A 23,777-nucleotide genomic window follows, 5' to 3' on the forward strand; every position below is an offset into this window, starting at 1 on the left:
AACGAGGGGAGAGCCGCTGGCGCCGGGCCGGTCAAAGCGCGCCTGGTGAGGAAAACCGTCTTTCGACCGGCTCAGGACGAACGGACGCGTAATTCACGCCATATCCTCCAGCATCAGCTCTGCGGTCGCCTTGGCGCTGCCCACCACGCCGGGAATGCCCGCGCCCGGATGGTCCCCGCGCCGACAAAATAGAGATTGTCGATGATATCATCGCGGTTGTGCACCCGGAACCAGGCGCTCTGGGTGAGCAGCGGCTCGAGACTGAAGGCGCTGCCGAGATGGGCATTGAGATCACTGCCGAAATCCTGCGGCGTATAATGGAAGCTGGTGACAATCCGGTCGTGGATATCGGGGATCAGGCGGTGGCCGATTTCGTCGAGAATTCGCTTCTCGTAGATCGGACCCATCTCCTCCCAGTCGATCGGCAGCTTGCCCTGATGCGGCACTGGCGCCAGGACATAGAAGGTGCTGTGCCCCTCGGGCGCATTTCCGGATCGGTGACCGTCGGATGGTGGAGATAGAGCGAGAAGTCGCTGGGCAGCACGCCATTGTCGTAAATATCGTCGAGCAGGCCTTTGTAGCGCGGCCCGAACAGGATCATATGGTGCGGTATGCCCGGCCAGCTGCCCTTCACGCCAAAATGGACGACGAACAGCGATGGCGAATATTTTTCTTCTGCAGCTTCGCGGTCACGGTCCTACTGCGATGTTTGTGACCGAGCAGATCGCGATAGCTGTGCATCACATCGGCGTTCGAGGCGACCGCATCAAAGCGCTCGCTCCAGCCCGATTTGCAGGTGACGCCGGAGGCGCGGTCACCGATCGTATCAATCTTGGTCACCGGATCGTCGAGCCGGATCACCCCGCCGATCCGTTCGAAATGCTTGACCATCGCGGTGACCAGCATATTGGTGCCGCCCTTGGCAAACCAGACGCCGCCGAGCCGTTCCAGCTTGTGGATCAGGCCGTAGATCGCGCTGGTCTTCATCGGATTGCCGCCGACCAGCAGCGACTGGAAAGACAGGAATTCGCGCAGTTTTTCGTTTTTCACAAAGCTGGAGACTTTGGAATAGACCGAGCGATAGGCCTCATATTTCATCAGGGCAGGGGCCGCCTTGATCATCGACTTGAAATCGAGAAACGCCTTGGTGCCCAGCTTGACATAGCCTTCCTCGTAAAGCCCGCCGCTATATTCGAGGAATTTCTTGTACCCCTCGACATCATCCGGTTCGATCGCCGCGATATTGGCGTAAAGCTGCTGCGGATCGTTGACATAGTCGAAATTGGTGCCGTCCGGCCAGTTGAGCCGGTAGAAGGGCGATACCGGCATCAGTTCGATATCTTTTGCCATGTCATGGCCGGTCAGGTCCCATAGCTGCGAAAGACACTCGGGATCGGTGATGACAGTCGGTCCGCCGTCAAAGATAAAGCCTTCCTTCTCCCAATAATAAGCGCGGCCGCCCGGCTTGTCGCGGCCTTCCAATATGGTCGTCTGGATTCCTGCCGACTGTAACCGGATGGCGAGTGCCAGGCCGCCGAAACCGGAACCGATTACGGCGGCTTTTTGAACAATTCGTTCTGGGATTTTGCAACTTCACTCATCGAATAATCAAACTCATCTATATTTCAGCAAAAGCGGGATTGCGCGGGAAACGGGAATGGGCGGTTTGCCGGTCAACAGGCTGATCTGATCCATCTTGGTCGACTTTCCGGCATAGAAACGGGCGAGCAATTGCTCGTCTTTGGCATAGGTATGTTCCAGTGTCTTGTAACGGTTATCCAGGTCAGCGCCAAGAAACAGGAAGGCGCATAGCAGCCGGTAGAATTTCCCATTTTCCAGTGCTCCGTCGCCAGGTCGCGCAGCATCTTGTCGAGAGAGCTCTGGTTGATCTCTGGCATTTCTGCAATCAACATCGCGGTCTTTACCGCCATCGGCAGCGAGTAACTGGTGATCGGCTGGATCAGCGCCGCCCGTGCCCCGGCACGTGCATCAAGCTCCCCGTTGGCCTTCCAGAAAGCATCAAAATCGCCGCCGTAAATGACCGGAAGCTGGCCTTTTTCTTCGCTCAGTACTGCTTCGATGTCCCATCCTTTGGCGCCAGCATAGGCGGCAATCCGATCATGCGAGGCCGCGCTGTCAAGGTCCGGGCCGTCAGCGTAATACGTGTCTTCGACAAAAACCTCGGTGTCACTGAACGGCAGGCAATAGATGAAGCGATAGCCGTCGATCTGTTCGACCGTCGCGTCCATGATCACAGGCCGTTCCAGCCCGTGGGGCTTGCCCAGCTTCAGCATCTGACCGAAAAATTTCTGCCATCCGGTCTCCAGCGCCGAAATATCGCCGCCGCCGCGGACATCCAGCACCGCTCCCGCAGATATTGTAGAGCCGTCGGCCAGCTGGACCCTTCTGCTTTCGACTGTCTCGGCTCGCTGGCCCGTGATCAAAGATTCCGGCGGCAATCGCTTCCGCAATTCGCTGTCGAGATTGGCCGATTCTATCGAGAAATAGCCATTGTTCAGCCGGCGGTTATATTTCGGGAAATGCACGTCATAGCTGTCCCACTGGCGCGAGATCAGCGGATCGATCAGCCAGCGATGCTCCGGCTCGATGTCGCTTTGGAAAAAGGACCAGATATGGTTGCCGCCGAACCGGTTATCCGCCTCGATCAGCGCGATTTTCAGCTCCGGCCGCAATTTTGCCAGAGCGAGCGCAATCAGTCCGCCCGCCAGCCCGCCGCCAGCAATGGCCAGATCATATTGGAGGGAGGAAGGCGCTTTCATCGGCATTACCGAGCCTTAGCTGAAGGGGGAAGCAGGGGAAAGCCTGTCTGAAAGCCGGTAGTAATGATAATCTATTATCGCTTGCTCCCAGCCAGTACGCGCCATATTCCGGTGCCATGAACCATGCGCTTCCCGTGCTGATCTCTGCCATTGCGATGACGCTCATCGTCGGCGGGCGCTATCTGTTGACTAGCGGCTTATTTGCATGGCTGACGGGCCGGGTGCGGCCGGGCCATTATCAACAGCTGAAGCCCCAGATCGGCCGTGAAATCCGCTGGTCGCTGCTGTCTGCTGCGATTTATGGCGTGCCGGCCGGAATCGTCGCCTGGGGTTGGCAGAACGAGGGCTGGACCAAAATCTATACCGACCCCGGCGCCTATCCACTATGGTATCTGCCGCTGTCCTTCTTTCTTTATCTGTTCCTACACGACACATGGTTCTACTGGACCCACCGGCTGTTCCACAGGCCGCAATGGTTCAGGGTCGCCCATGCGGTCCACCATGACAGCCGGCCACCAACCGCCTGGGCGGCGATGAGCTTTCATCCGGTCGAAGCGATCAGCGGAGCAGTCGTCATCCCGGCTCTGGTAATCGCGATCCCGATTCACGTCGGCGTTTTGGGTTTGGTATTGCTCACCATGACGGTTATGGGCGTATCCAATCATATGGGATGGGAAATGTTTCCGCACTGGCTGGTGCGCGGGCGATTGGGCCAGTGGCTGATCACCGCGACCCACCATGAGAAACATCATGAGGCATATCGAGGTAATTATGGGTTATATTTTCGCTTCTGGGACAGGATTTGCGGCACCGACATCGGGCTTGCGGACATCGGGAGCAGTTTTGGTGCTGCTGCTCGGGGCAAGCGCGACGGCGAGTGAAGCGCCGGCCGCGGTCGCACCGGCCATCTCTGCCTCGATCGATCTGGAAATCAGCGGTCTCCGCTCGGAGAAAGGCAATGTGCTTGTCTGCCTGAGCGCCAATCCGAAATATTTTCCCGACTGCAGCGAGGACAAGCAGGCCCGCAAGCTCAAGGTTTCCGCCGGCAAGGCCGAAGCCATCCAGATCGCCGACGTGAAGCCGGGAACCTATGCCGTGGCGCTGGTTCATGACGAAAATGCCAATGGCAAAATGGACCTGCGGCTGTTCCTGCCGCGCGAGGGTTTCGGCTTTTCCCGCAATCCCAAAATCGGCATGGGGCCGCCGAAATTCAAATCGGCGCAATTCACCATCGGCACCGATGACGCGCGTTATGCGGTGCGGATGAAATATATCCTGTAATCGGCGGGAAATTAACCGTTACCTAGGACTCTCGCGGCATTCTGCCACGACAGGCTAGGAGTTGCGTATAATGTATCAGTCCAGACAAGCGTTTTTCAACCAGAATGACGGGGGCGAACAGTCGCGCCTGTCGGAAATTCTCGGTGCCTTTTCCTACGCGCTGGATCTGACCGAGGGGCAGCCCGCCGGCCACAGTATCCGCTGTTGCTGGATCGGCACGCAAATCGCGATGGCGCTGGGCTTGAAAGGCGACAGTTTGCGCGATGTCTATTATGCAGTGCTGCTCAAGGATCTCGGTTGCAGCAGCAACGCGGCTCGGGTCAGCGAACTGTTCGTCGGTGACGACAGGAAACTGAAACAGGGCTTCAAACTGGTCGGTTCCCGTCCCGAGGATCTGGGCGAATATCTGGCCGTCGCGGTCGGCGTCGATGCGGCAGCCGATGTACGCGAGCGGGCGCTCGGCAATCTCGCCGAAAATGGCGGTGCGATCATGACCGAAATGATGGAGACCCGTTGCGAGCGCGGGGCCGATATCGCCCGGCAATTGCGCTTTTCCGAAGATGTTGCCGAGGCGATTTCGCATCTCGACGAACATTGGGATGGCGGCGGCCTGCCGCTTGGCATCGCCGGTTCCGATATCCATCTCGGCGGCCGCATTGCGCTCCTGGCGCAGGTTGCCGATGTTTTCTACAGCGCCAGGGGCAGGGCCGCCGCGCTGGCCGAAATCCGCAATCGCGCCGGAAGCTGGCTTGACCCGCAGCTCTGCGCGCTGTTCGAGAAACTGTCCGAAGCGAGCGGCTTCTGGGACGAACTGGCGCTCGACGATCTGCCCGAACAATTATGGGCGCTTGAGCCGGCTGCCCAGGATATCGTGGTCGACGAGGATTATCTCGACGACATCAGCGCGGCCTTCGGACAGGTGATCGATGCCAAAAGCCCGTTTACCGCCGGTCACAGCAAGCGGGTCGGACTGATCGCCGACAGGATTGCCGAAAAACTCGGGCTGGACGATCATCGCCGCCGGGTGCTGCGCCGGGCCGCAACCCTGCACGACGTCGGGAAACTGGGCGTCAGCAGCGCTATTCTGGAAAACCGGGCAAGCTGGATGCAGAGGAGTGGCAGGCCATGCAGGACCATGCCGAACATACCACCAATATCCTGAGCCAGATCGGCGTGATGAGCGACATGGCCATGATCGCCGGATCGCATCACGAACGGCTCGATGGCAAAGGTTATCCGCTGGGTCTGGACGAACGCAGCATCGCGATGGAATCGCGGATCATCACGGTTGCGGATATCTATGACGCGCTGACCGCGGACCGACCCTATCGCGCCGCCATGCCGCCGGAAAAGGCCATGGCGATATTGCAGGATGAAGTGGGCAAAGCAGTGGACGGGCAATGTTTCAGCGCGCTGCAGGCTGTCATCGAAAAGGGGCTGGCGGAATAGCGACGCGTTGCCAAAAGGGATTGGCCTCCTATATCGGGAGGGAACCGTTATCCGGTCCGCGCGTTGAATCATCGCGCAACCAACAGGGAACCAGTCTTGAAACATTCGAATATCTTCCGCCATGCCGCCTTGCTCACTCTTGGGCTCGGCCTGTCTTCCCCGCTTCTGGCTCAGGACGAGCCAGCCTCGGCACCGGTTGAGAAATCGGTATTCGACGGCGACTATCTGACGGCGGGTATCGGCGTCGCGGTGGGTTCCAGCTACGAGGGATCGGACAATTATACCGTCTCGCCCCTGCCGGTGGTGCTGGGCAGCTTCGGCGGTGTCGATTTTCAGCCGCGCGGTCCCGGTATCGCGCTGGATTTCATTCCCGATCGCGATGGTGCAAAGGTCGACTTCATCTTTGGCCCCGTAGTGCGCGCGCGCTTTGACCGGCACAATTCCATCGAAGACGAGGTGGTCAAGTCGCTCGGCAAGCTCGACTTTGCGGTCGAGGTCGGACCTTTTGCCGGCGTTCAGGTCAATCGCCTGCTCAATCCCTATGACTCGCTGACGGCGCAGGTTGATGTGCGCTGGGATGTGGCGGGTGCGCATGACGGCATGGTCGTCTTCCCCAGCCTGACCTATTTCACGCCGCTCAGCCGCGGTATCGCCACCAGCATTTCGATCAACGCGGAATATGTCGACGATGATTATGCCGACTATTATTTCAGCATATCCCCGACCGGTTCGGCGGCCAGTGGCCTGCCGACCTTCGCGGCCGAAAGCGGCTGGAAAAATGTCGGCGCGACGATGCTGACCGCGGTCGATCTGGACGGCGACGTCACCAACGGCGGTTTCAGCATGATCTTCCTCGGCGGCTATTCCCGCATGCTCGGCGACCCGAAACGGTCTCCGGTGACCTCGATCCGCGGCAGCGCCAACCAGTTTTTCGGCGCGATCGGCGTGGGATATACGTTCTAGCAGACCCGCAAACGGGGCGGCCCGTTGACGGGCCGCCTGTTCAATCCGCCTTCGGTTTTTCCCCGCGACCGCTTTCCGGAGCCGCTGCCTTGGCTGCGGCCGGGCTATCATCCTTTTGTCCGACCGGGGCGCCGCTTTGGCCGGTTTCTCCTCCAGCGCGGTTTTGGCGGGAGCCTCCGCAGTGGATTCCTGCGTGACCTTGGTCGCCCCCGATACCAGATTTTCCAGCGAGGATCCGTCCAGGCCCAGTTCCTTCATCAGGCCATCGATGACCGGCGCCTGGGCGCGATAGGAGAGGGCGGCAGAAACCGCATCGGTTGCCAGATTTCCGCTGCTTCCATTGCCGGCTCCGCCCTTGCTGGCGACACCATTGCCGCCGCTGCCATTCTGGTTGATCCCGTCGAGCTGGACGATCTTGATCGAGTCGATTGCCTCCATCGGCTTGGCCGATTCCCGGATGACTTCTGGCAAGACCTTGAGCAAGGCCATTTTGGTCTGCAGCGAGATTTGATCGGAGGACAATATATTTGCCGCTTCGTTGATCGCGCGTTGTCCGGCCGCTTCGACCTCGAAACGCACCCGCGCGGCTTCGGCGCGAAGCTTCTCCGATTCTGCTTCGCCTTCGGCATCTAGGCGCATGGCGGCGGCCCGGTTCCCGGCGGCTTCCTTTTCCGCTTCGGCCTGGACCTTCACGCCAATCGCCTGACGCTCGGCCTGTTTCGACGCCTCGATCAGTTCGATACGCTTGTCGCGGTCGGCGATTTCGGTTTCCCGTGCGCTGGTGACCTGTTCCTCGGCGGCGACGGCCTTGGCGCGGGCCGCGTCGGCTTCCGCCTTGGCCTGGCTTTCCTCGCGCGACTTGTTCTGGATCGCGATCTGCTGCTCCTGACGGGCGATTTCGATCGCCTGGGTCTGGGCGATCCGCGCCTCTTCGACAGCCCGGTCGGCCTCGATCTGGCTGCTGTCGACCTGCTGTTTCGCCTTGATCTGGGCGTCCTTGGCGTCGCGATCGCGACCGGCCTGTTCCTTGGCCACTTCCGATGCCTGGATGGCCCGGCGAACCTCGACCTCGCGCTCCTGCTCGAGCCGGGCAAATTCATTGTCCCGGCTGATTTCGAAAGAGCGCTGGTCGGCCTGGAGATTCTTCGTCTCGATCTGCACGCGGGTATCCTGCTCGATATCGTTGCGCGCTTTCTTGCGCAGTTCGATCTGCTCGGTCAGCTTGGTCAGGCCCTCGGCGTCAAAGGCGTTATTGGCGTTGAAATGTTCGATGCTGGTCTGGTCCAGCCCGGTGAGCGAGACCGATTCCAGTTCCAGGCCGTTCATCGCCAGATCGCTAGACGAGGCCTGTTGTACCTTTTGAACGAAATCGGCGCGCTGTTCGTGCAATTCATTCATGGTCATGCCCGCGGCGACCGAACGAAGCGCGTCGACGAACTTGCCCTCGACCAGATCCTTCAGCATCTCCGGCTGCATCGTCCGCAGGCCGAGAGTCTGGGCCGCCATTGCCAGCGACTGGGCATCCTGACGGACGCGCACGTAAAATTCCGCCTTCACATCGATCCGCAGGCGATCCAGCGTGATCAGCGCGTCGACATTGTTGCGCTCGACCGCCAGCCGCACGGTGTTCATGTTCACTGGCATGGTTTCATGGAAGACCGGGAACACCATGGCGCCGCCGTTCATTACCACTTTCTCGCCGCCGAAACCGGTCCGGACGAAAGCGATTTCCTTCGACGCGCGCTTGTACAGGCGGGTGAGGATCAGCGCGAAGATGAGCAAACCGACCAGGGGAGCGCCAGCATAAATTGCGATCTGGCTTACATTTTCAAGCATATATTCTCTCTTTCTTTCGACGATGCTCGTTGATCCGGCATCGGTTGTTCTTCTTCATCTTCTGTCCGGCCCGGCTGGATGCCGTCCGGTCTGTCAATTTTCGTTCAGCCAATGGGTACCCACGGCAACGGCTTTGAAGATATCGCCCTCGCGCCGCACCAGCAGCACTTCTTCTCCAGCGACGAATATTCCGTCATCATGATCCGGTTCGACCATCAGCGCGTGGCCGTGGCCGTGGCGGTCCCTGACCTTGGCGCGGGCCGGATAGCCGGGCTTGGCCGTGCCGATGTCGATGATGGCGCGGCGCCCGGTCAGATCGTCGATCGACACCGCTGTCGTCTCGTCCCCGGGAATGATCCTGGCCAGAGGCCTAGACAGCAGGCCGGTCAGTGGCAGCGCCACAAGCAGCGCGCCGAGTCCGGCCAGAAGCGGCGGCAACAGGCCGCCGGTGAGGGACTGGATGAACTGTTGCCCGGCAAATCCGGTCAGGCCGAAGAGCATCAGGAACAGCACCAGCAGGATCATGAACGGCAATCGTCCCCACCCAAGGAAAGAGAGCAGCCCGCCCGCGACCCCGGTGCCGTCGACATCGGCGTCCAGATCGACATCGCTGTCGAACCCGCCAAAGCCGATTAGCTGCAAGATACCAAGGGCGACCATCAGGACCAGGGCTGCCGCGAAAACGATGTTTTCGTCTGCTAGCCAAAAGTCGATCACCGTCATGCCCCCTGAATAAATTCCCTAATATGTCGAGCATTGGATAGAATATTCCGGATTCGGTCAATGTAAATCGGCCTCCATTTGCCGCTTTTGCCAATATTGCAGTGGCTCTCGACAGAAGCGATTATCGCGCCTAATATCGCTCCATTCCCCGGGGAGTCGTTTGACTGAGAGGGGCGCGTAACGTCGCCCGACCCGCAGAACCTGATCCGGCCCCTTAATCGGGCTTACCGGCGTAGGGAGGGAGCGGTTATTTGGGCATCCCGGATACGCTCTTTCTCCATCAGGACAGAAGGAGAGACGCGATGGGCAGTGCAGGCAATATTACCGGTTGGATCACCCTATTTTTGGTCTTTACGGTCTCGCCGCCGGTGTCGGCGAATTTCGCAATCCCGGCTTCTGGGGACGGATGGTGCGCGAAGTGCAGGCGAGCAGCGCGCTGCAATTTCTGACCGGCTTCATCACCCTGATTCTCGGCGCGACCATCTATCTGGTCAATCCCTTTGATCCCGGCGACTGGCTGTCGATCCTGATCAGCGTGATCGGCGGCTGGATCGTGATCGAGGGCATGCTGATCCTCGCCGTCGGCGACTGGTTCATGGATTTTGCCGCCCGCCTGATGGGCAAGGGCGGACGCGCCTGGGCGGTCCTCGCCATCATATTCGGCCTCGCGGCCGCCTTCGCCGGTTTCGTCCGGCTTCAAGTTTAACCTTCAAAGAAAGCAATAATCTATGGCTGATCTTCCAGCAAAGACCGAAATTGGCGTAACCACCGGCCCGATCAGCGGCTCCAAGAAAGTCCATGTCGCGGCGCATAGCGGCAGCGGTATTCGGGTGGCGATGCGCGAGATCCAGCTCGAGGGCGGCGAAGCGCCGGTCCGCGTCTATGACACCAGCGGGCCTTATACCGATCCCGAAGCGCTGATCGACATCAAAACCGGCCTCAACGAATTGCGCAGCCCGTGGATCCGCGCGCGCGGCGATGTCGAGGAAGTCGACCAGCGCGAGGTCAAGCCGGAAGACAATGGCCAGCTCGGCCCCGACCGCTCCGGCGGCGTCGCGCCCTTCCCCAATGTCCGCCGCAAGGTGCTGCGCGCCAAGCCGGGCGCGAACGTTTCCCAGATGCATTATGCGCGCCAGGGCATCATCACTCCCGAAATGGAATATGTCGCCGAGCGCGAAAATCTCGGGCGCGAGCGGCTCAAGGAATATAAGCGCGACGGCGAAAGCTTTGGCGCGTCGATCCCCGACTATGTCACGCCGGAATTTGTCCGCGACGAAATCGCACGGGGCAGGGCGATCATCCCGAACAATATCAACCACCCGGAAAGCGAGCCGATGGCGATCGGGCGCAATTTCCTCGTCAAGATCAACGCCAATATCGGCAATAGCGCGGTCGCGTCGGACGTCGCATCGGAAGTCGACAAGATGGTCTGGTCGATCCGCTGGGGCGCCGACACGGTCATGGATCTCTCCACCGGCCGCAACATTCACGACACCCGCGAATGGATCATCCGCAACAGCCCCGTGCCGATCGGCACCGTGCCCATCTATCAGGCGCTGGAAAAAGTCGGCGGCGTTGCCGAGGACCTGACCTGGGAAATCTTCCGCGATACGCTGATCGAGCAAGCCGAGCAGGGCGTCGACTATTTCACCATCCACGCCGGCGTTCGTCTGCCTTATGTGCCGATGGCCGCCAAGCGCGTCACCGGCATTGTTTCGCGCGGCGGATCGATCATGGCGAAATGGTGCCTCGCCCATCACAAGGAAAGCTTCCTCTACGAACATTTCGACGACATCACCGAGATCATGAAGGCCTATGACATTGCCTACAGCCTCGGCGACGGCCTGCGCCCCGGCTCGATTGCCGACGCCAATGACGAAGCGCAATTCTCCGAACTCTACACGCTCGGCGAACTGACCCACCGCGCGTGGAAATCCGACGTACAGGTGATGATCGAAGGCCCCGGCCATGTGCCGATGCACAAGATCAAGGAGAATATGGAAAAGCAGCTCGAAGTCTGCGGCGAGGCGCCTTTCTACACGCTCGGCCCCCTAACCACCGACATTGCGCCCGGCTATGACCATATCACCAGCGGCATCGGCGCCGCCCAGATCGGCTGGTATGGCACGGCGATGCTCTGCTATGTCACGCCCAAGGAACATCTCGGCCTCCCCGATCGCGACGATGTGAAAGTCGGCGTTGTCACCTATAAACTGGCCGCCCACGCCGCCGATCTCGCCAAGGGCCATCCCGCGGCGCAGGTCCGCGACGACGCGCTGTCAAAGGCCCGCTTCGAGTTCCGCTGGCGCGACCAGTTCAACCTCAGCCTCGACCCCGAAACCGCGATGCAATATCACGACCAGACACTCCCCGCAGAAGGCGCGAAAACCGCGCATTTCTGCTCGATGTGCGGGCCAAAATTCTGCAGCATGAAAATCTCGCAAGAGGTGCGCGATTTCGCGTCCAAGCAGAACCAGAGCGCCGAAGGCTTCATCGCCTCGGAGAAACTGGGTGCCGACACCGCCGCGGCGAGCAAAGCCGCAGCGGAAGAAGGCATGCGTGAGATGGCGAAGGTCTACAAGGACAAGGGAGACCGCTTGTATCTGCCCGAGGATGAGGTGAGCGAGCCGGCGGAGTGATCAGCCGGACATGCGGGCTGGTTTTGTGCTCCGTGGCACTGGCCGGCTGCGCCGCACGAATGGCCGACGTAAATTGGAGCCTTGCCGGCCGCGACTTTAGCGCCGGAGAAGCGGTCGCCCCGATGGTCTTCGACCGGAAGGACGCTTCCCGTTGTGCGGGGCTGTGGATGCTGCATGGCGATGCGGTGGATGATGGCGCGTTTTCGATGGAAGTCCACCGCGCCTTTCCGGAAGAATTGCGGCTGCCCTACGCGATCAATGCCGTCCAATTTTTGGCGAAGACGGGTTGAACGAACTGGCCTATCGCGAAGCCGCCGATCTGGCCGAGTCACAATTGCGCAAGGCTCTGGCTGGTGACGGGGAAGCATTCCGGCTCTATTTCGAAGCCCTCGGCCGCTGTTCCACCAAACCGGAGGCGGTTGGTGACGAAGCCGGACATGCGATAGATGCGCCTGCGGACGGCTAGCTTGGGCGCGCCATAAAACTGCCAGTCATCCCGAACCTATCCCCGTCGTCATCCTGAACTCGTTTCAGGACCTCGGGCGGCAGCGCACAATCTCACGGGATCCTGAACCGAGTTCAGGATGACGAGGTGATGTTATGTCCCGCTCGACGCCCGACCGCTTGACTACCGCCCTCGGAAAAGCGCAGGATAAGCCCCTGCAACGGCCCGCTTTTTCAAAGCATCGAGTCGCGACATACAGAGGGGGAAACAATATGCAAAAATTTTGGATGGTCCTGCCACTGCTGGCCATGGCCGCACCGTTGCAGGCGAAGAACGCGAAAGATGTCTTCATGCCGGAAGACCCCGAAGCAGCGGCCTTCCAGTCAGCGGTCGGTTTTGCCGATGCGGTGATCGCCGGGGATAAGGTCTATCTGTCCGGCGTGATTGTCACGCCACAGCCCGGCGAGAGTGACCTGAAACCCGCCTTCACCCGCGCCTTCGACCGCATCGGCCGGACACTGGAGCGGGCCGGAGTAAGCTGGGACGATGTCGTCGACCTGACCAGCTATCACACCGACCTGCAGGGCTCGATCAACGAAATGGTCGAAGTAAAGAACCGCTACATCAAGGCGCCATTCCCGGCGTGGACCGCGATCGGCATCAGCGCGCTCTACGAGGCGGACGGTGTGGTCGAGATCAAGGTCGTGGCGCAGCGGACAATGGACGGGGAGTGACCCGCTGCGGTCCATCCTCTTTAGAGGAGGGGTTGGGGTGGAGGATATCGAATGCTGGATATCTCGGTCCTGAAAATATCGCGCGAAGACACGAAGGCGCTAAGATAGATTTGGCTGAGAATACAAGGCCGCTATGACCGGAAAACCATGGACCGCGAAGCTGGTGACGTGATCAAAAAGATGCAGGAGTTAAAGTCGGTTTGAATTTTGACAGTTTGTTGTACACCTGTCTAGATATTGTAGAGTATATTTCGAAGCGTTACTATAAATAGTGAACCGATAGGGGCTTGAATAATGGGCTGGCGAGGAACTCTTCGAGCAATGGAAGCAGCGTCACGCCGCGCTAATCGCGAAGCGGAGCGAAATTGGAAAGCTGAGCAGAAGGCGATGATGGTCGCTGATGCGGAAGATGCAGTTTCTGAATGGCGAGAACATCTTCAGAATATCGTTTCGTTGCATGTAAATCCGAACGACGATGTCGACTGTCAATCTCTCCAAAAAGGGTGGAGCCTCTGAAGCCAGTGCGCGAAAGCACGAATGAGGACGCTGCTCTGGCGAAACTTGATCAATTCCGCCCTCGGCTATTTGACTTTCTGCTAGGCGGAGCGGAAAAGCGTCGACAGCGGCTTGCTGACGCGGTTGCCGATGCGCGAACGCTAGACGAAGTCGAGTTTAAAAAGCGCGTTAGTCAGCATCAGGAGGATCATTCTGATTGGCAGGCTGATAAAGAACTAGCGGAGCGCTTGTTGGCTGGTGATATCTCTGCCCAGAAAGACGTGATCAGCGAAATGACGTCGTGGAGTGATGAGGGCTTGATAGGGACCCGCCTTTCGTTCTCCATATCAGACAGCTTTCTACACGCTGTTGCACATGTGCACGGTGATGATGTTGTTCCGACCTATCGCCGTAAGCAACTCCAAAGCGGCAAACTGTCAGAGACCAAAATGCCTGCCGGTGAGCGACATGAGCTATATCAAGACTACGTTTGCAGTGTTGCACTGAAGGTCGCTGGTGACCTTTTTAGTGTTCTTCCTCGCGATGAGGTTTTTGTTACTTGCACCGCGAGCATGCTTGATAAGTCTACCGGCCACATGGCGGACACTCCAGTACTTTCGGTCCAGTTTGTGCGTCCCACTTTTAACAATTTGAGGCTGTCAGCAATTGACCCTTCGGATTCGATGACAAATTTCAACCATGTGATGGAGTTCAAGCGCACGAAGGGGTTTGCAGCAATTAACCCGCTTAAGCCCATTGCGGATGATTAGCTTTCCCGCATCACGCAACCTTCTCCCCACCCACGAGTACCCCCAACATGAAGCAAACCTTCACCCTAATTTCCCTCGCGCTCCTGGCGGCCTGTTCATCGCAGTCCTCCTCCGATCCCAAGCCGGCCGTGGAAGAGACTGTTTTTGTGACACCCGCAACGCCGGTGGTTCCGGAGAAGGCTGCCCCCGCACCCGCTCCCGGGCCGTCGGCAACCACCCTTACGCTCGCCGGCCTGGGTGATCTTCGTATTGGACAGGCGGTTCCCGCGGGCAGTCGCTGGGCGCAGATTTCCGAGGGCTGTCACGTCCTCTCCTCGCCCGATTATCCCGACGCCTATGCGATTGTCGAAGGCGGCACGCTGCGGCGCATTTCGATCAGCAAGGGTTCCAGGGTAAAGCTGGCCGAGGGCATTGGTCCCGGGGCGAGCGAGGCTGTGGTGAAGCAATATTTCTCCTTCAAGGCCACGCCGCATAAATATGGCGATCCGCCCGCCAAATATCTGACCGCGCCCAATGCCGCCAGCGGCGCATCCGCGCTGCGGTTCGAGATTGGCAGCGATGGAACGGTCAGCCAGATCCATGTCGGTACGATGCCGGTGCTTGGTTATGTCGAGGGCTGTGCGTAACCCCTCTCCGTTATAAAGACCCGTTCGCCCTGAGCCTGTCGAAGGGCGGGGCGTCTGCAGGGCCAGGTTAGCTGGTCCCACCCGTGCTTCGACAAGCTCAGCACGAACGGAATGAATGGGGCATGTGCAGGTGCGTTCTCTCCCCCGTTCGCCCTGAGCCTGTCGAAGGGCAGGCGTCTGCAAAGCCACGTTAGCTGGTCCCACCTGTGCTTCGACAAGCTCAGCACGAACGGATTGGACGGGGCACGTGCAGGTGCGTTCTCTCCCCCGTTCGCCCTGAGCTTGTCGAAGGGCGGGGCGTCTGCAGGGCAACGTTAGCTAGTCCCACCCGTGCTTCGACAGGCTCAGCACGAACGGATCGGGTGCCGCGCGTTTCCATTGTCCCCGCCCGAACCAAACCACCCGCAGACTCCCCACCCACAAAAAAGCCGCCCCATCAGGGACGGCTTTTCCGGGTGGCACTGCTGCTCGGGAGGGAGAGGGAGGAGGGGCAGTGCCGGGTTCAGGGAGGGGTGGGATCAGACCTTGTCGCCCAGAGCGCCCTTGACGGAGCCCTTGACTTGCTGGGCCTTGCCCTTGGTTTCCTGAGCCGCGCCTTTGGCACGGGTCTCGGGGTCATTGCTGTTCTGTTTGGCCTTGCCAACGGCTTCGTTCACATTGCCTTTTACTTTGTCTACGAGTTCGCCCATTTTCATGGTCCTTCTGTTTGGCCGGCTGTCCGGCCCTTGGGGGATGCAGGCGTTGTTGCCTGCACAGTCTATCTATGCACGAACGGCCTGATCGTTCCCGCGGCCATCACGGGTCGGCGCTCAATCGAAACGGTCTGGCGCTATGCTGGACTGGACGACGAAAAAGGTGCAGAATGATGACAATATCCGGGAAGTTTGGAGGAGCGGATCATGACCCAGGGATCGCTTGACGCTGCATTGGATGCTACCGAATAAACCATGCCAACGATTTTGCGCATCAAGGGTTACCGGTTCTACTTTTACAGCCATGAACCGAACGAACCGCCGCATATCCACGCCGATAAAGGTGGTCGCTCGCTGAAGGCATGGCTGGATCCGGTCGCACTGGCGCGCAATATCGGCTTCCGTCCGCACGAGATTAATGGCATATTGAAGCTGGTCGAGGAAAACCGCCCGGCGCTTTTGGAGGCATGGCATGAATATTTCAGCTAAAATCACCGATGAACGCGTCGCGGACGTGCGGTGCAGCGATGACAGCCTCATCGTCGATCTGATGGATGGCCGCAGCATATCGGTTCCTTTGGCCTGGTATCCGCGTTTGTTCGGCGCAACGCTGGAGCAACGCAGCAATTGGGAAATCGCTGGCGGTGGCTATGGGATATATTGGCCCGATATCGACGAGGACCTGAGCACCGAAGGCCTGCTCAGGGGAGCGCCCGCGCCGAAACTGGCCTGACGCAAAGCCAACAGAAACCGGCGGAGTTATAAGATTGAGCGATCCAGCAGCAGGGAAACCGAAATACCGCGTCCCTTCGTCGAACGGACGGGGCTGCAATATCTGGAGGACAGCCATGGCTATGCGCGGCTGCTGATGCCGCTGGCGGGGAACGGGAACCATGTCGGCGTGCTCTATATGGGCGCCTATACCGTGCTGGCCGAAGCGGTCGCCGCGCTGCCGGGAATTTCCTTCCTCGACACGGAACGGCATTTCCCGATCCTGAAAGATATTTACGTCGATTTCCACAGGCCCGCCGCCAGCGATGTCACCGCCGAATACCGGCTGTCGGACAGCGAGATCAAAGGCCTGCTCGCCGATCTCGAGCGCAAGGGCAGCGCCACCTATATCGCCGAATTCCCTATGCACGATGCCGACGGCGCGCATGTCGCCACCGGCAAGGTGACGGTGAAGCTATTGTCGCACGGCTGGAACAAATAGCCGGTTTCACGCGGCGAGGGCTTGGCTCTCCGGCTCCGGCGCCGGGTGGCCCCGAGCAGGGCCATCGTCGCGACGATCGCCAGCTCCAGCCAGAATATCTTCGGGTTCGCGGTCATGAAGTTCGGGAACAGAGCCGCCTGGATGGTCAAGTAGAGGTTGGTCATCGCGAGGCCCCATGACTTGCGTCATAGATGGCCGATGCTTTGACAGCCCCGTCTTATTCGTTATGGTTCTTATTTGGTCTTCGCTGCCTTGTTGCAGCGAAGACGCCAACCCGGGGGGGTGTTCAGTGACGAAAGAAACCGGACAGGGTGATCCTGACGAAGCGGACGGGGGCGGTGAAAAGCCGCGTATCGACTATAAAAAGATACTCAACAGAGGCAAGTCCTTGCTCGGCAGCACCGCGTGGCTGTCCTCGCTGGCCCTGATCGTGGCCGCCATCAGCCTGACCTTCCTGGTCTATAATGACAAGATTTGCGGCATCGACAGGCTCGGCAAGGACGGAATCGACAAGATCCAGTTCCGGGCTCCCGACAGCCAGTGCAACAGTGCGCCGCTGGCACCCGATCCGGTCGATCGCGATCCGTCCCGCCTCCGCGGGGGTGGCGGCGGCATTGTCGCGCCGGTACAGCCCGAGGTCAGCGCCCTGAGCCTGAGCCGGGAGCTGAAGCAGATCGTCGCCGAGGTGCGCGAAAGCAATGGCCTGACCGGTGACGCGCTGCTGACGACGGCGGCGCGGGCGGAGATCGAGGACCGGATCAGCGAGAACGACCTGCTGGCCGACCTGCGGGAGAAAGCCCGGCTGCGCGAGGGGTTGTTCGTCAATTATGGCACGCCGCGCAAGACCACGGTCCCCGGTGATCCGCAACCGGTCGGTTGTCAGGTCTATGCGAAGAAAAAGGATGCCGGGAAATGGCTGGTGATCGAGGGGCCCAATGGCAACGAGATCGTGCGCTATGCCAATGACTCGCTGCCGGAAGAAATCGGCGGCCGCCCGGTGGTGACCGAAGTGCAGGTGAACGGCAAAGACGCGGTGCGGCTCAACATTGACCTGACCGGCGTCGAGGATAATTATACCGTCGTCTATGCCCGGGAAGCGAGCGAAGTGGAGCGCAACAAGCGGAAATGCTGAAGCGCTGACGGGCGGGGCGCAGCGGCGGGCCTACCAGCCAGCGCCAGCGCCATCCGGTTCCACAGGTTGATCGTGGCAATGGCGAGCGCCAGTTCCGCCTGCTCTTCCGTGTCGAAATCCGGGTCACAGCCTCGGGTGCTGCCGTCGCTTCGGGTAGCCTCGTCAGTGCCTCCGCCCACAGCAACGCCGCGCTTTCGCGCTCGCTGAACCGGCCGCTGGCCTGCCAGTCGGCAAGCGCGTCGATCCGTTCCGTTGTTTCCCCGCAAGCCCGCAGCGCCGCCTTGTGCCGGCTGATGCAATAATGGCAGCCATTGATCTGCGACACGCGCAGCCGCACCAGTTCGAGCAGCGCCATTCCCAGTGACGAGCCATCGACGGTCTTTTCGCAGGACAGCAATTGGCCCAGCGCCGTCTCCGCCACGCCGCCGGCCAGCAGGCCGCCGCTCATGCCGCGTTCCGGAAGGGCAGGGCGTCGAGCGCTGCGATCCCCGGCCCGCCAATCTGCTGCATCAGCGAAGCGAGGTCGTAGAAAAATTCCTCCGCCACCATCAGCCCGTCGCGGAAGCGCACAAACACGGTGAACGGCTGCTCGATCTGCCTGCCGCTCGGCGCGATGCCGAGAAATTCACCGATATGCGCGCCCCGCCAGACCGCCTGCGCGACATAGACATCATCGCCCTGCCAGAAGCTGATCTGCCCCGGCGCGCGCTCCACGGTCACGTCAAAGGCCTGCCAATGCTGCCGGTAATGCGCCTCCGCCCCGGCATGGCCGGTCCAGGTCTGCTGCGTCGCATGGTCGTAAAATTCGCAATCCGGGTGCAGTGTCGCCAGCGTCCTCGCCAGATCATGCGCATTTTCGGCGGCCAGATGGCGCCCCAGCATCGGCAAATTGCTGCTCATATCATTCTCCTCTTGCGTGACCGGCTCATCGCTATATTATCAGAACCCTGATATATAATCATCAGAACACTGATGAATGTCAAGCCAAGAAAGGCAGCGCCATGGACAGTTCCGAAATTCCCGCGATAGGCGAGGGCAAGCGCGGCACCGACGGGCATATCGCCTATCTGCTGCGCCAGGCCTCGGCGGCGGTGCGGCAACGGCTGGAGCAGGGCTTTGCCGCGCACAAGATCACGCTGCCGCAATTTACCCTGTTGACCATGCTCAAAGCCTATCCCGGCCTGTCCGGCGCGGAGCTGGCGCGGCTCGCCATGCTGACGCCGCAGACGGTCAATGTGATCACTGCCAATCTGCTCAAGCGCGGCGCGATTCAGCGCGTCCGCTCGGGGGAAGACAAAAGAATCTTCGTGCTCAGCCTGACCGAACAGGCGCCCGCGATCTCTCCGCATGCCGCGCTATTGCCGATACCGTCGAGCGGCAATTGCTGGCCGGCACCGGCGCCGCCGACGAAGCGGTGATCCGCCGCTGGCTGGTGTCGGTGGCGCTGGCCGGAGACGGACAGGAATAGCGGGCGTTGACCGCTTTTTAACCATCCCCGCCTATCTTGGCAGCGGTCACAGACAGCGGGAGAGGCAAATGGCTTTGGTCAGCCAGCCATTCAGCGATGATATGCTGGACGCGCTTGCCGCGGCCTATCCGCTTGCCCCGCGCCATCTGCAGCACCGGATCGCCGACCATCCACTGCTCGAGCTCGACGCGCTGGCCGCACTCGCTCGCCGCCTGCGCCCGGAATCAATCGAATTCAACGCCGCCACCGACCTGCCGCTCGGCATAAGCAACGACGAGACGCCCTATACCGGCCTCGACGTGCACGAGACGATCAACCGAATCGAAAGCTGCGGCTCCTGGGTCTTGCTCAAGACCATCGACCAGGACCCGGCCTATGCCGAACTGATGCACGATGTGCTCGCCGCAATCGAACCGGTGGTCGAGCCGCGCACCGGCAAGATGATGCGGCTCGAGGGTTTTATCTTCATCTCCTCGCCGCGCGCGGTGACGCCGCTGCATTTTGACCCGGACTATAATATCCTGTTCCAGCGCGTGGCAGCAAGACGATGACCTTCTTCCCGCCCGGCGACCGGGAAATGATCAGCGACCGCTTCTTCGAGCAATATTTCAACGGTGGCCCGCGCAACCTGCCATGGCGGGAAGAATGGGCCGAGCGCGGCCAGCCGATCACCGTCACCCCGGGCGAGGCCATCTACGTGCCGATCCTCGGCCCGCACTGGGTCAAGGTCCATGACGAAGTCTCGGTCTCGCTATCGCTGACCTGGCGCAGCGAATGGAGCTTCCACCACGCCGACGCCTGCCGCTTCAACAGCCGCCTGCGCAGACTGGGCCTGCGCCCCTCCTCGCCGCAACTCTACCCGGCGGACAACCGCCTGAAAAGCTACAGCCAGCGCGCGATTGCGCGGGCGGAACGGATGATGGGGCGCGGGTAGGGGAGAGGCGCGGGGGTGAGGCAAAGAAATCCGTTCGCCCTGAGCCTGTCGAAGGGCCGGCGTCTATGAGGCGGGTTTGGTGTTCATCCCACCCATGCTTCGACAAGCTCAGCACGAACGGAGTGGTTGAGGCAAGAACAGGCGCATCCACCCACCCCCGTTCGTCCTGAGCCTGTCGAAGGACCCGGCACGAACCGGACAGGAGTATCTATTCCCCCTCCGCCTCGATCATCGCAAACAGTTCCGCCCCGGTCAGCATCTCGCTGTCCCCGGAAAAGCTGTAATAAGCCGGCTTCTCGTCGATAAACACCTGCCGCCGCAAGCTGAGATCGGCCTTGTCGGTCGCGTCGTCGAACAGCCCGGCGCAGACCATATGCTCGCCCGAACCCTTCAGGCGATAGAAGAGATGCGAGCCGCAATCCCCGCAAAAGGCCCGCTCCGCCCATTGCGACGAGCTGTAGACGGTCATCCGCTCCGCCCCGCCGATCAGCACATCCGTCCCGCAATCAATCTCGACAAACGGCCCGCCACCCCAGCGCCGGCACATCCGGCAATGACAGGCATCGACATGGCTGGCGGCCTGAGTGGAGGTGATGGTGATGGCGCCGCAAAGGCAGTGGCCCTGGCGTTGGGTTGGTTGGGGGGTGGTCATGGTTTTGCCTCCTTCCATTTTGGGCCCATAGGGATAAGCTCACTGCTCAGGTATTTGGCTTGAATTTCTTTAGTTTTTCGAATTCCTGCACATCATTTACGATGCCTATTAGAAATTCCACCCACTTTTCTGAATAAGTATAATCTCTATGTGCCGAATGGTAATGGCAGAATTCTTTTTTGCAATCCGCAGGATTCTTTGCTTTTGTTCGCGGTCGCGCACCATATTTTTTCCAAGCGAGCATATGATGGCGATTATTGAAGTTAGTTCCGGTGGCTTCCGAAACGCGCTGCATCACTACGCTTGGTTTATGAGGCCAAAGATCATCGCCAACCACTTGTTTGGTCAACACAGTTGTAACGTTTTCAGATGACTTGTTATTCTCGGTGAAAACAATATTGGATTCGCCTTTTGAGGCCTTTTCAAAGGCATAATTCACTTTAAATTTGTAACTGATCCCTTCCTTCCCGGTCTCACCGACCGACTCCGATATGGAATTGTCAATGGCCTCAATTTCCGGACTCGTATCGTATTTGTGCAATTGCGCCAGATCGTCAGTGTTCATTTTTCCGAACTGGAGTGAGACTGAGAGGACGTCCTTGAGGCCGAGCATTTCGCCAAATAGCTCTCGTATGGCTCGATCAAAGTTGAGACAATTCGATTGAAATAGACTCCAAAAATTCCTTCCAATTGAATTGAGGATTTTGTGTTCTACTTCGTCTCGCAGTGTTTTAATCGCGATTAAGTTTTAATGGTGTCTTGGTTCAGAGGACAGTCGTCTCGAGCAATCATTTGACTCAACAGAAGGCTGTTACCATGTTCATCAATGACTGATATTTCTTGCCTCTCATAGAATTCGTGTAACAAGTATGTCCAAGCAATTTGGCTCAGCACCGGAAACGTTTCGATGTTGAACAACAAAGCTGGATTGTTGAAAAGTTGCACCGCAGCTATCATCGCTTCTCGTGATCTGAACAACCTTTCGTCGCCAATAGGTGAAAGTCCAGTTTTAAGATCTACTAGGGATTTCTCGTATTTGAACCGTGCAATTTCGTGATCTGTCGAAGGTTCATCATTCCAATCAGATGAACCAGCTAAGCGACCGAAATTTACCGTCGGTTTACGACCGATGTTGATTAAGTGATGAACATCCTGATTTTTTCACCATCAGCAATCAAACGTTTCGCAATACGTCTTTCTCGGTCCGTCAGAGCTGGAGTTTTCATTTTCGTTTCATCAATCTACACGCCAATTCTTGCTCTCCCCATCGTGTGGCAAAACTGTCTGAGATTTCGAACCAGCTCCCATCATTGCCGGTTCCATGATTTGCACCCATACAGGAACATTGGCACTCATGGCCTTTGGCTTTCATACAAGCATCTGCACATTTTTCTTGTTCTCGATAAGGTTGAATTACGTACAGCTTCCCATATTTCAAAAGTGCGCGTTGGACAAAATCGTTGAACCAAGCTTTGGGTATTTCCCAATGCTTTGCAGAGGAGAACCATGTTGGACTGTTCTTTTTCTCTCCCCTTAACCAAGACCGATTGTCGTTGGAGTATGGTAACCGGATTCGTGGTGATTGTCCTTTTCCACCCCGCCTAATAACAACTGGTATCGTTTGTTGATTCCAAATCGTTTTCAATTTCTCTTGATCCAGTGACATAGTTAAGCTGTATCACAAAATTCCGTCTATTGTTAAATTAAACTATCTCTGTTCTTGATAAGTTCCGAAACATCATCATCGCTTCGATAGCCTTTGCTGCACAAATGGATCGTTTTCACTGGCCTCTACCTCAGCGAGATATTGAGCATCGGCTTCTGCCAAGCTTGCAAACCTCGTAGTTTCAGGGCTGCGTAGTGTTCCAATTACATACGCTCTGTCAGCTATTGTAGCACCATCTCTCAAAATGACTTCCGTTAGTGTGACTCCTTGCGCAGTTCGCAAAATATTTCGTTCAGTGCTCATTTCTAAAATTCCTATTATACTGCCCGCTGATGATCAGCGTTTTCAAGATCTAGATACAATCTACAGAGTATCCCTCACAACCCCAACTCCTTTGCAATCATCCCCTCCCCAAAATAAGCCCGCTCGCAAATTATCCTATCCGTCCCCGGCGCAAACTCGAAACTCGCCGCCATCCGCACGCGGAAACTCTTGCCGGTCGGCTCGATCACCCGCTCGCCGATGGTCAGCGGGCCGAGATGGGTGCCGGTCAGCCAGAATTCGACCAGCACGACATGCTCGCCCGCCGCGCCGATCGCGATCACTTCATTGGCCTGGTCGGGGAAGGCGTGCGCGACATGGCGAAATAGGCGCGCACCGCTTCCTCGCCGTCAAACACGGTGCCATTGCCGTATAATTCATAGCGCGGATGCGCGAACGTATCGATCACCGCATCCCATTCATGGGTGATCTCCAACGCCATATGATCGCGCACGACCTGCAGCCGCGATTGTTCCAGGTCGGTCATATTTTCGCTCTCCCTTTTTGTTGGCGGGAGTGTCGCGCAGCGGGGAGGGGAATGCAATGCTCGTCATCCTGAACTTGTTTACCTTCGGTGGCCTGTGGCTCAGGACCCCGTCCGGCAAGCGCGCAGTCGAGGGAGGTCCTGAAACGAGTTCAGGATGACGAAGGGGGACGCACATTGGTCATCCTGAGCCACGGATCAATGTGGCCAACTTGTGTCGGGACTCGAGGAACAATTCCAGCCCCTCCTCTTCAGAGGAGGGGATTCAGGGGTGGTGGCGATGCGTCAGCATCGCTCGCGTCAGCGGACAGGGGGGGCGGCGGTTGATATCTCTGATTGTGGGGAATTGTGCTTTGTCTTGAGACACACCACCTACCTTCTAAAAGGAGGGGCTTAACACGGGTAATACCCATCCAAAAATCCGCTTTCCTACATCACCCCATATATGCCTTAATCCCCGCCATGTCCTACTCC

At 58.8% G+C, this 23,777-nt stretch carries 30 protein-coding genes, 3 pseudogenes and 1 riboswitch; of the genes and pseudogenes, 20 read left to right on the forward strand and 13 right to left on the reverse strand.

Annotated elements, in window-relative coordinates:
* Nucleotides 1-93: 93 nt before the first annotated feature.
* The 3 genes and pseudogenes from C8024_RS06250 to crtY form a co-directional block, all read right to left on the reverse strand.
* A pseudogene (locus C8024_RS06250) lies at nucleotides 94-1,572 on the reverse strand (phytoene desaturase).
* A 42-nt stretch (nucleotides 1,573-1,614) separates the two neighbouring features.
* On the reverse strand, nucleotides 1,615-1,839 hold the full coding sequence (locus C8024_RS23045; protein ID WP_367947191.1) for a lycopene cyclase family protein: 225 nt from the start codon (nucleotides 1,837-1,839) through the stop codon (nucleotides 1,615-1,617).
* A gap of 2 nt (nucleotides 1,840-1,841) precedes the next feature.
* Nucleotides 1,842-2,786: pseudogene (gene crtY, locus C8024_RS06255) on the reverse strand (lycopene beta-cyclase CrtY); the annotation flags it as partial.
* A 110-nt stretch (nucleotides 2,787-2,896) separates the two neighbouring features.
* Between crtY and C8024_RS06260 the strand changes: the two are divergent.
* The 5 genes from C8024_RS06260 to C8024_RS06275 all read left to right on the forward strand — a co-directional run bounded on the left by C8024_RS06260 (nucleotide 2,897) and on the right by C8024_RS06275 (nucleotide 6,473).
* The gene (locus C8024_RS06260; RefSeq protein WP_173203550.1) at nucleotides 2,897-3,661 is read left to right on the forward strand and encodes a sterol desaturase family protein; all 765 of its coding nucleotides are present in this window, start codon (nucleotides 2,897-2,899) and stop codon (nucleotides 3,659-3,661) included.
* Nucleotides 3,627-4,061 carry a DUF2141 domain-containing protein gene (locus C8024_RS06265; protein ID WP_367947184.1) on the forward strand — a complete coding sequence of 145 codons (435 nt, stop codon included), beginning with the start codon at nucleotides 3,627-3,629 and terminating at the stop codon, nucleotides 4,059-4,061. Before C8024_RS06260 ends, C8024_RS06265 begins: the two co-directional genes overlap by 35 nt.
* 70 nt (nucleotides 4,062-4,131) lie before the next feature.
* A complete protein-coding gene (locus C8024_RS06270) occupies nucleotides 4,132-5,223 on the forward strand; it encodes an HD-GYP domain-containing protein (RefSeq protein WP_217272035.1) in 1,092 nt (363 codons plus the stop codon).
* Nucleotides 5,187-5,510, forward strand: a complete 324-nt coding sequence (locus C8024_RS23050; RefSeq protein ID WP_217272036.1) for an HD domain-containing phosphohydrolase — start codon at nucleotides 5,187-5,189, stop codon at nucleotides 5,508-5,510. The genes C8024_RS06270 and C8024_RS23050 overlap by 37 nt, the downstream gene beginning before the upstream one ends.
* Nucleotides 5,511-5,759: 249 nt before the next feature.
* A complete protein-coding gene (locus C8024_RS06275; protein WP_367947192.1) occupies nucleotides 5,760-6,473 on the forward strand; it encodes a MipA/OmpV family protein in 714 nt (237 codons plus the stop codon).
* Between the two features lie 204 nt (nucleotides 6,474-6,677).
* Here the strand turns inward: C8024_RS06275 and C8024_RS06280 are convergent.
* Together C8024_RS06280 and C8024_RS06285 are read right to left on the reverse strand one after the other, a co-directional pair.
* Nucleotides 6,678-8,309, reverse strand: a pseudogene (locus C8024_RS06280) (flotillin family protein); the annotation flags it as partial.
* A gap of 93 nt (nucleotides 8,310-8,402) precedes the next feature.
* Entirely contained in the window at nucleotides 8,403-9,032 is a 630-nt protein-coding gene (locus C8024_RS06285; protein ID WP_173203552.1) for a YqiJ family protein, read from the reverse strand.
* Nucleotides 9,033-9,171: 139 nt separating this feature from the next.
* Nucleotides 9,172-9,288, forward strand: a riboswitch (TPP riboswitch).
* Nucleotides 9,289-9,360: 72 nt separating this feature from the next.
* Between C8024_RS06285 and C8024_RS06290 the strand changes: the two genes are divergently transcribed.
* The 8 genes from C8024_RS06290 (at nucleotide 9,361) to C8024_RS06325 (ending at nucleotide 14,741) form a co-directional block, all read left to right on the forward strand.
* Complete coding sequence (locus C8024_RS06290; RefSeq protein WP_173203553.1) at nucleotides 9,361-9,738, forward strand: hypothetical protein; 378 nt, start codon at nucleotides 9,361-9,363, stop codon at nucleotides 9,736-9,738.
* 22 nt (nucleotides 9,739-9,760) lie between these two features.
* Nucleotides 9,761-11,671 (forward strand): phosphomethylpyrimidine synthase ThiC, encoded by a 1,911-nt coding sequence (gene thiC, locus C8024_RS06295; RefSeq protein ID WP_173203554.1) that lies wholly within the window; start codon nucleotides 9,761-9,763, stop codon nucleotides 11,669-11,671.
* Between the two features lie 59 nt (nucleotides 11,672-11,730).
* Nucleotides 11,731-11,961 (forward strand): hypothetical protein, encoded by a 231-nt coding sequence (locus C8024_RS06300; RefSeq protein WP_173203555.1) that lies wholly within the window; start codon nucleotides 11,731-11,733, stop codon nucleotides 11,959-11,961.
* Nucleotides 11,958-12,137, forward strand: a complete 180-nt coding sequence (locus C8024_RS06305; RefSeq protein WP_173203556.1) for a hypothetical protein — start codon at nucleotides 11,958-11,960, stop codon at nucleotides 12,135-12,137. The genes C8024_RS06300 and C8024_RS06305 overlap by 4 nt, the downstream gene beginning before the upstream one ends.
* A 251-nt stretch (nucleotides 12,138-12,388) precedes the next feature.
* Nucleotides 12,389-12,850, forward strand: coding sequence for a RidA family protein (locus C8024_RS06310; RefSeq protein WP_173203557.1), 462 nt, complete (start codon nucleotides 12,389-12,391; stop codon nucleotides 12,848-12,850).
* Between the two features lie 321 nt (nucleotides 12,851-13,171).
* Nucleotides 13,172-13,366, forward strand: coding sequence for a hypothetical protein (locus tag C8024_RS06315; RefSeq protein ID WP_173203559.1), 195 nt, complete (start codon nucleotides 13,172-13,174; stop codon nucleotides 13,364-13,366).
* Nucleotides 13,367-13,371: 5 nt separating this feature from the next.
* The gene (locus C8024_RS06320) at nucleotides 13,372-14,115 is read left to right on the forward strand and encodes a hypothetical protein (RefSeq protein WP_173203561.1); all 744 of its coding nucleotides are present in this window, start codon (nucleotides 13,372-13,374) and stop codon (nucleotides 14,113-14,115) included.
* A 146-nt stretch (nucleotides 14,116-14,261) separates the two neighbouring features.
* Entirely contained in the window at nucleotides 14,262-14,741 is a 480-nt protein-coding gene (locus tag C8024_RS06325) for a hypothetical protein (protein WP_367947185.1), read from the forward strand.
* 518 nt (nucleotides 14,742-15,259) lie between these two features.
* On the opposite strand, the gene C8024_RS06330 is transcribed toward C8024_RS06325, so the two are convergent.
* Complete coding sequence (locus C8024_RS06330; protein ID WP_100095644.1) at nucleotides 15,260-15,430, reverse strand: CsbD family protein; 171 nt, start codon at nucleotides 15,428-15,430, stop codon at nucleotides 15,260-15,262.
* Between the two features lie 258 nt (nucleotides 15,431-15,688).
* Here C8024_RS06330 and C8024_RS06335 point away from each other — a divergent pair, with 258 nt between their 5' ends.
* From C8024_RS06335 to C8024_RS06350, 4 genes are all read left to right on the forward strand, one after another.
* Entirely contained in the window at nucleotides 15,689-15,922 is a 234-nt protein-coding gene (locus C8024_RS06335; protein ID WP_173203565.1) for a DUF4160 domain-containing protein, read from the forward strand.
* Nucleotides 15,906-16,166 carry a DUF2442 domain-containing protein gene (locus C8024_RS06340; protein WP_173203567.1) on the forward strand — a complete coding sequence of 87 codons (261 nt, stop codon included), beginning with the start codon at nucleotides 15,906-15,908 and terminating at the stop codon, nucleotides 16,164-16,166. Before C8024_RS06335 ends, C8024_RS06340 begins: the two co-directional genes overlap by 17 nt.
* Nucleotides 16,167-16,229: 63 nt before the next feature.
* On the forward strand, nucleotides 16,230-16,646 hold the full coding sequence (locus C8024_RS06345; RefSeq protein WP_367947193.1) for a PaaI family thioesterase: 417 nt from the start codon (nucleotides 16,230-16,232) through the stop codon (nucleotides 16,644-16,646).
* A gap of 289 nt (nucleotides 16,647-16,935) precedes the next feature.
* Nucleotides 16,936-17,778 (forward strand): hypothetical protein, encoded by an 843-nt coding sequence (locus C8024_RS06350; protein ID WP_173203569.1) that lies wholly within the window; start codon nucleotides 16,936-16,938, stop codon nucleotides 17,776-17,778.
* On the opposite strand, the gene C8024_RS06355 is transcribed toward C8024_RS06350, so the two are convergent.
* Complete coding sequence (locus tag C8024_RS06355; RefSeq protein WP_173203571.1) at nucleotides 17,687-18,226, reverse strand: carboxymuconolactone decarboxylase family protein; 540 nt, start codon at nucleotides 18,224-18,226, stop codon at nucleotides 17,687-17,689. The two genes, C8024_RS06350 and C8024_RS06355, sit on opposite strands and share 92 nt — an antisense overlap.
* Nucleotides 18,223-18,678 carry an ester cyclase gene (locus C8024_RS06360; RefSeq protein ID WP_173203573.1) on the reverse strand — a complete coding sequence of 152 codons (456 nt, stop codon included), beginning with the start codon at nucleotides 18,676-18,678 and terminating at the stop codon, nucleotides 18,223-18,225. Before C8024_RS06360 ends, C8024_RS06355 begins: the two co-directional genes overlap by 4 nt.
* Before the next feature lie 101 nt (nucleotides 18,679-18,779).
* Between C8024_RS06360 and C8024_RS06365 the strand changes: the two genes are divergently transcribed.
* The 3 genes from C8024_RS06365 (at nucleotide 18,780) to C8024_RS06375 (ending at nucleotide 20,180) form a co-directional block, all read left to right on the forward strand.
* Nucleotides 18,780-19,196: a MarR family winged helix-turn-helix transcriptional regulator gene (locus C8024_RS06365; RefSeq protein ID WP_217272037.1), complete on the forward strand. Its 417-nt coding sequence runs from the start codon at nucleotides 18,780-18,782 to the stop codon at nucleotides 19,194-19,196.
* 118 nt (nucleotides 19,197-19,314) lie between these two features.
* The gene (locus tag C8024_RS06370; protein WP_173203575.1) at nucleotides 19,315-19,797 is read left to right on the forward strand and encodes a hypothetical protein; all 483 of its coding nucleotides are present in this window, start codon (nucleotides 19,315-19,317) and stop codon (nucleotides 19,795-19,797) included.
* Nucleotides 19,794-20,180, forward strand: coding sequence for a hypothetical protein (locus C8024_RS06375; protein ID WP_173203577.1), 387 nt, complete (start codon nucleotides 19,794-19,796; stop codon nucleotides 20,178-20,180). The genes C8024_RS06370 and C8024_RS06375 overlap by 4 nt, the downstream gene beginning before the upstream one ends.
* 208 nt (nucleotides 20,181-20,388) lie before the next feature.
* Here C8024_RS06375 and C8024_RS06380 read toward each other — a convergent pair whose 3' ends face one another.
* From C8024_RS06380 to C8024_RS21070, 5 genes are all read right to left on the reverse strand, one after another.
* Nucleotides 20,389-20,832 (reverse strand): GFA family protein, encoded by a 444-nt coding sequence (locus tag C8024_RS06380; RefSeq protein ID WP_173203579.1) that lies wholly within the window; start codon nucleotides 20,830-20,832, stop codon nucleotides 20,389-20,391.
* A 46-nt stretch (nucleotides 20,833-20,878) separates the two neighbouring features.
* Complete coding sequence (locus C8024_RS06385; protein WP_367947194.1) at nucleotides 20,879-21,574, reverse strand: DUF3644 domain-containing protein; 696 nt, start codon at nucleotides 21,572-21,574, stop codon at nucleotides 20,879-20,881.
* Nucleotides 21,574-21,810: a DUF3644 domain-containing protein gene (locus C8024_RS23055; RefSeq protein WP_367947186.1), complete on the reverse strand. Its 237-nt coding sequence runs from the start codon at nucleotides 21,808-21,810 to the stop codon at nucleotides 21,574-21,576. The genes C8024_RS06385 and C8024_RS23055 overlap by 1 nt, the downstream gene beginning before the upstream one ends.
* Before the next feature lie 1,065 nt (nucleotides 21,811-22,875).
* Complete coding sequence (locus tag C8024_RS21065) at nucleotides 22,876-23,103, reverse strand: hypothetical protein (protein WP_254305619.1); 228 nt, start codon at nucleotides 23,101-23,103, stop codon at nucleotides 22,876-22,878.
* Nucleotides 23,100-23,306 (reverse strand): hypothetical protein, encoded by a 207-nt coding sequence (locus C8024_RS21070; RefSeq protein WP_254305620.1) that lies wholly within the window; start codon nucleotides 23,304-23,306, stop codon nucleotides 23,100-23,102. The genes C8024_RS21065 and C8024_RS21070 overlap by 4 nt, the downstream gene beginning before the upstream one ends.
* Nucleotides 23,307-23,777: the final 471 nt, after the last annotated feature.

The sequence above is a fragment of the Sphingopyxis sp. BSNA05 genome, assembly GCF_013265645.1.
Classification (GTDB): Bacteria; Pseudomonadota; Alphaproteobacteria; order Sphingomonadales; family Sphingomonadaceae; genus Parasphingorhabdus.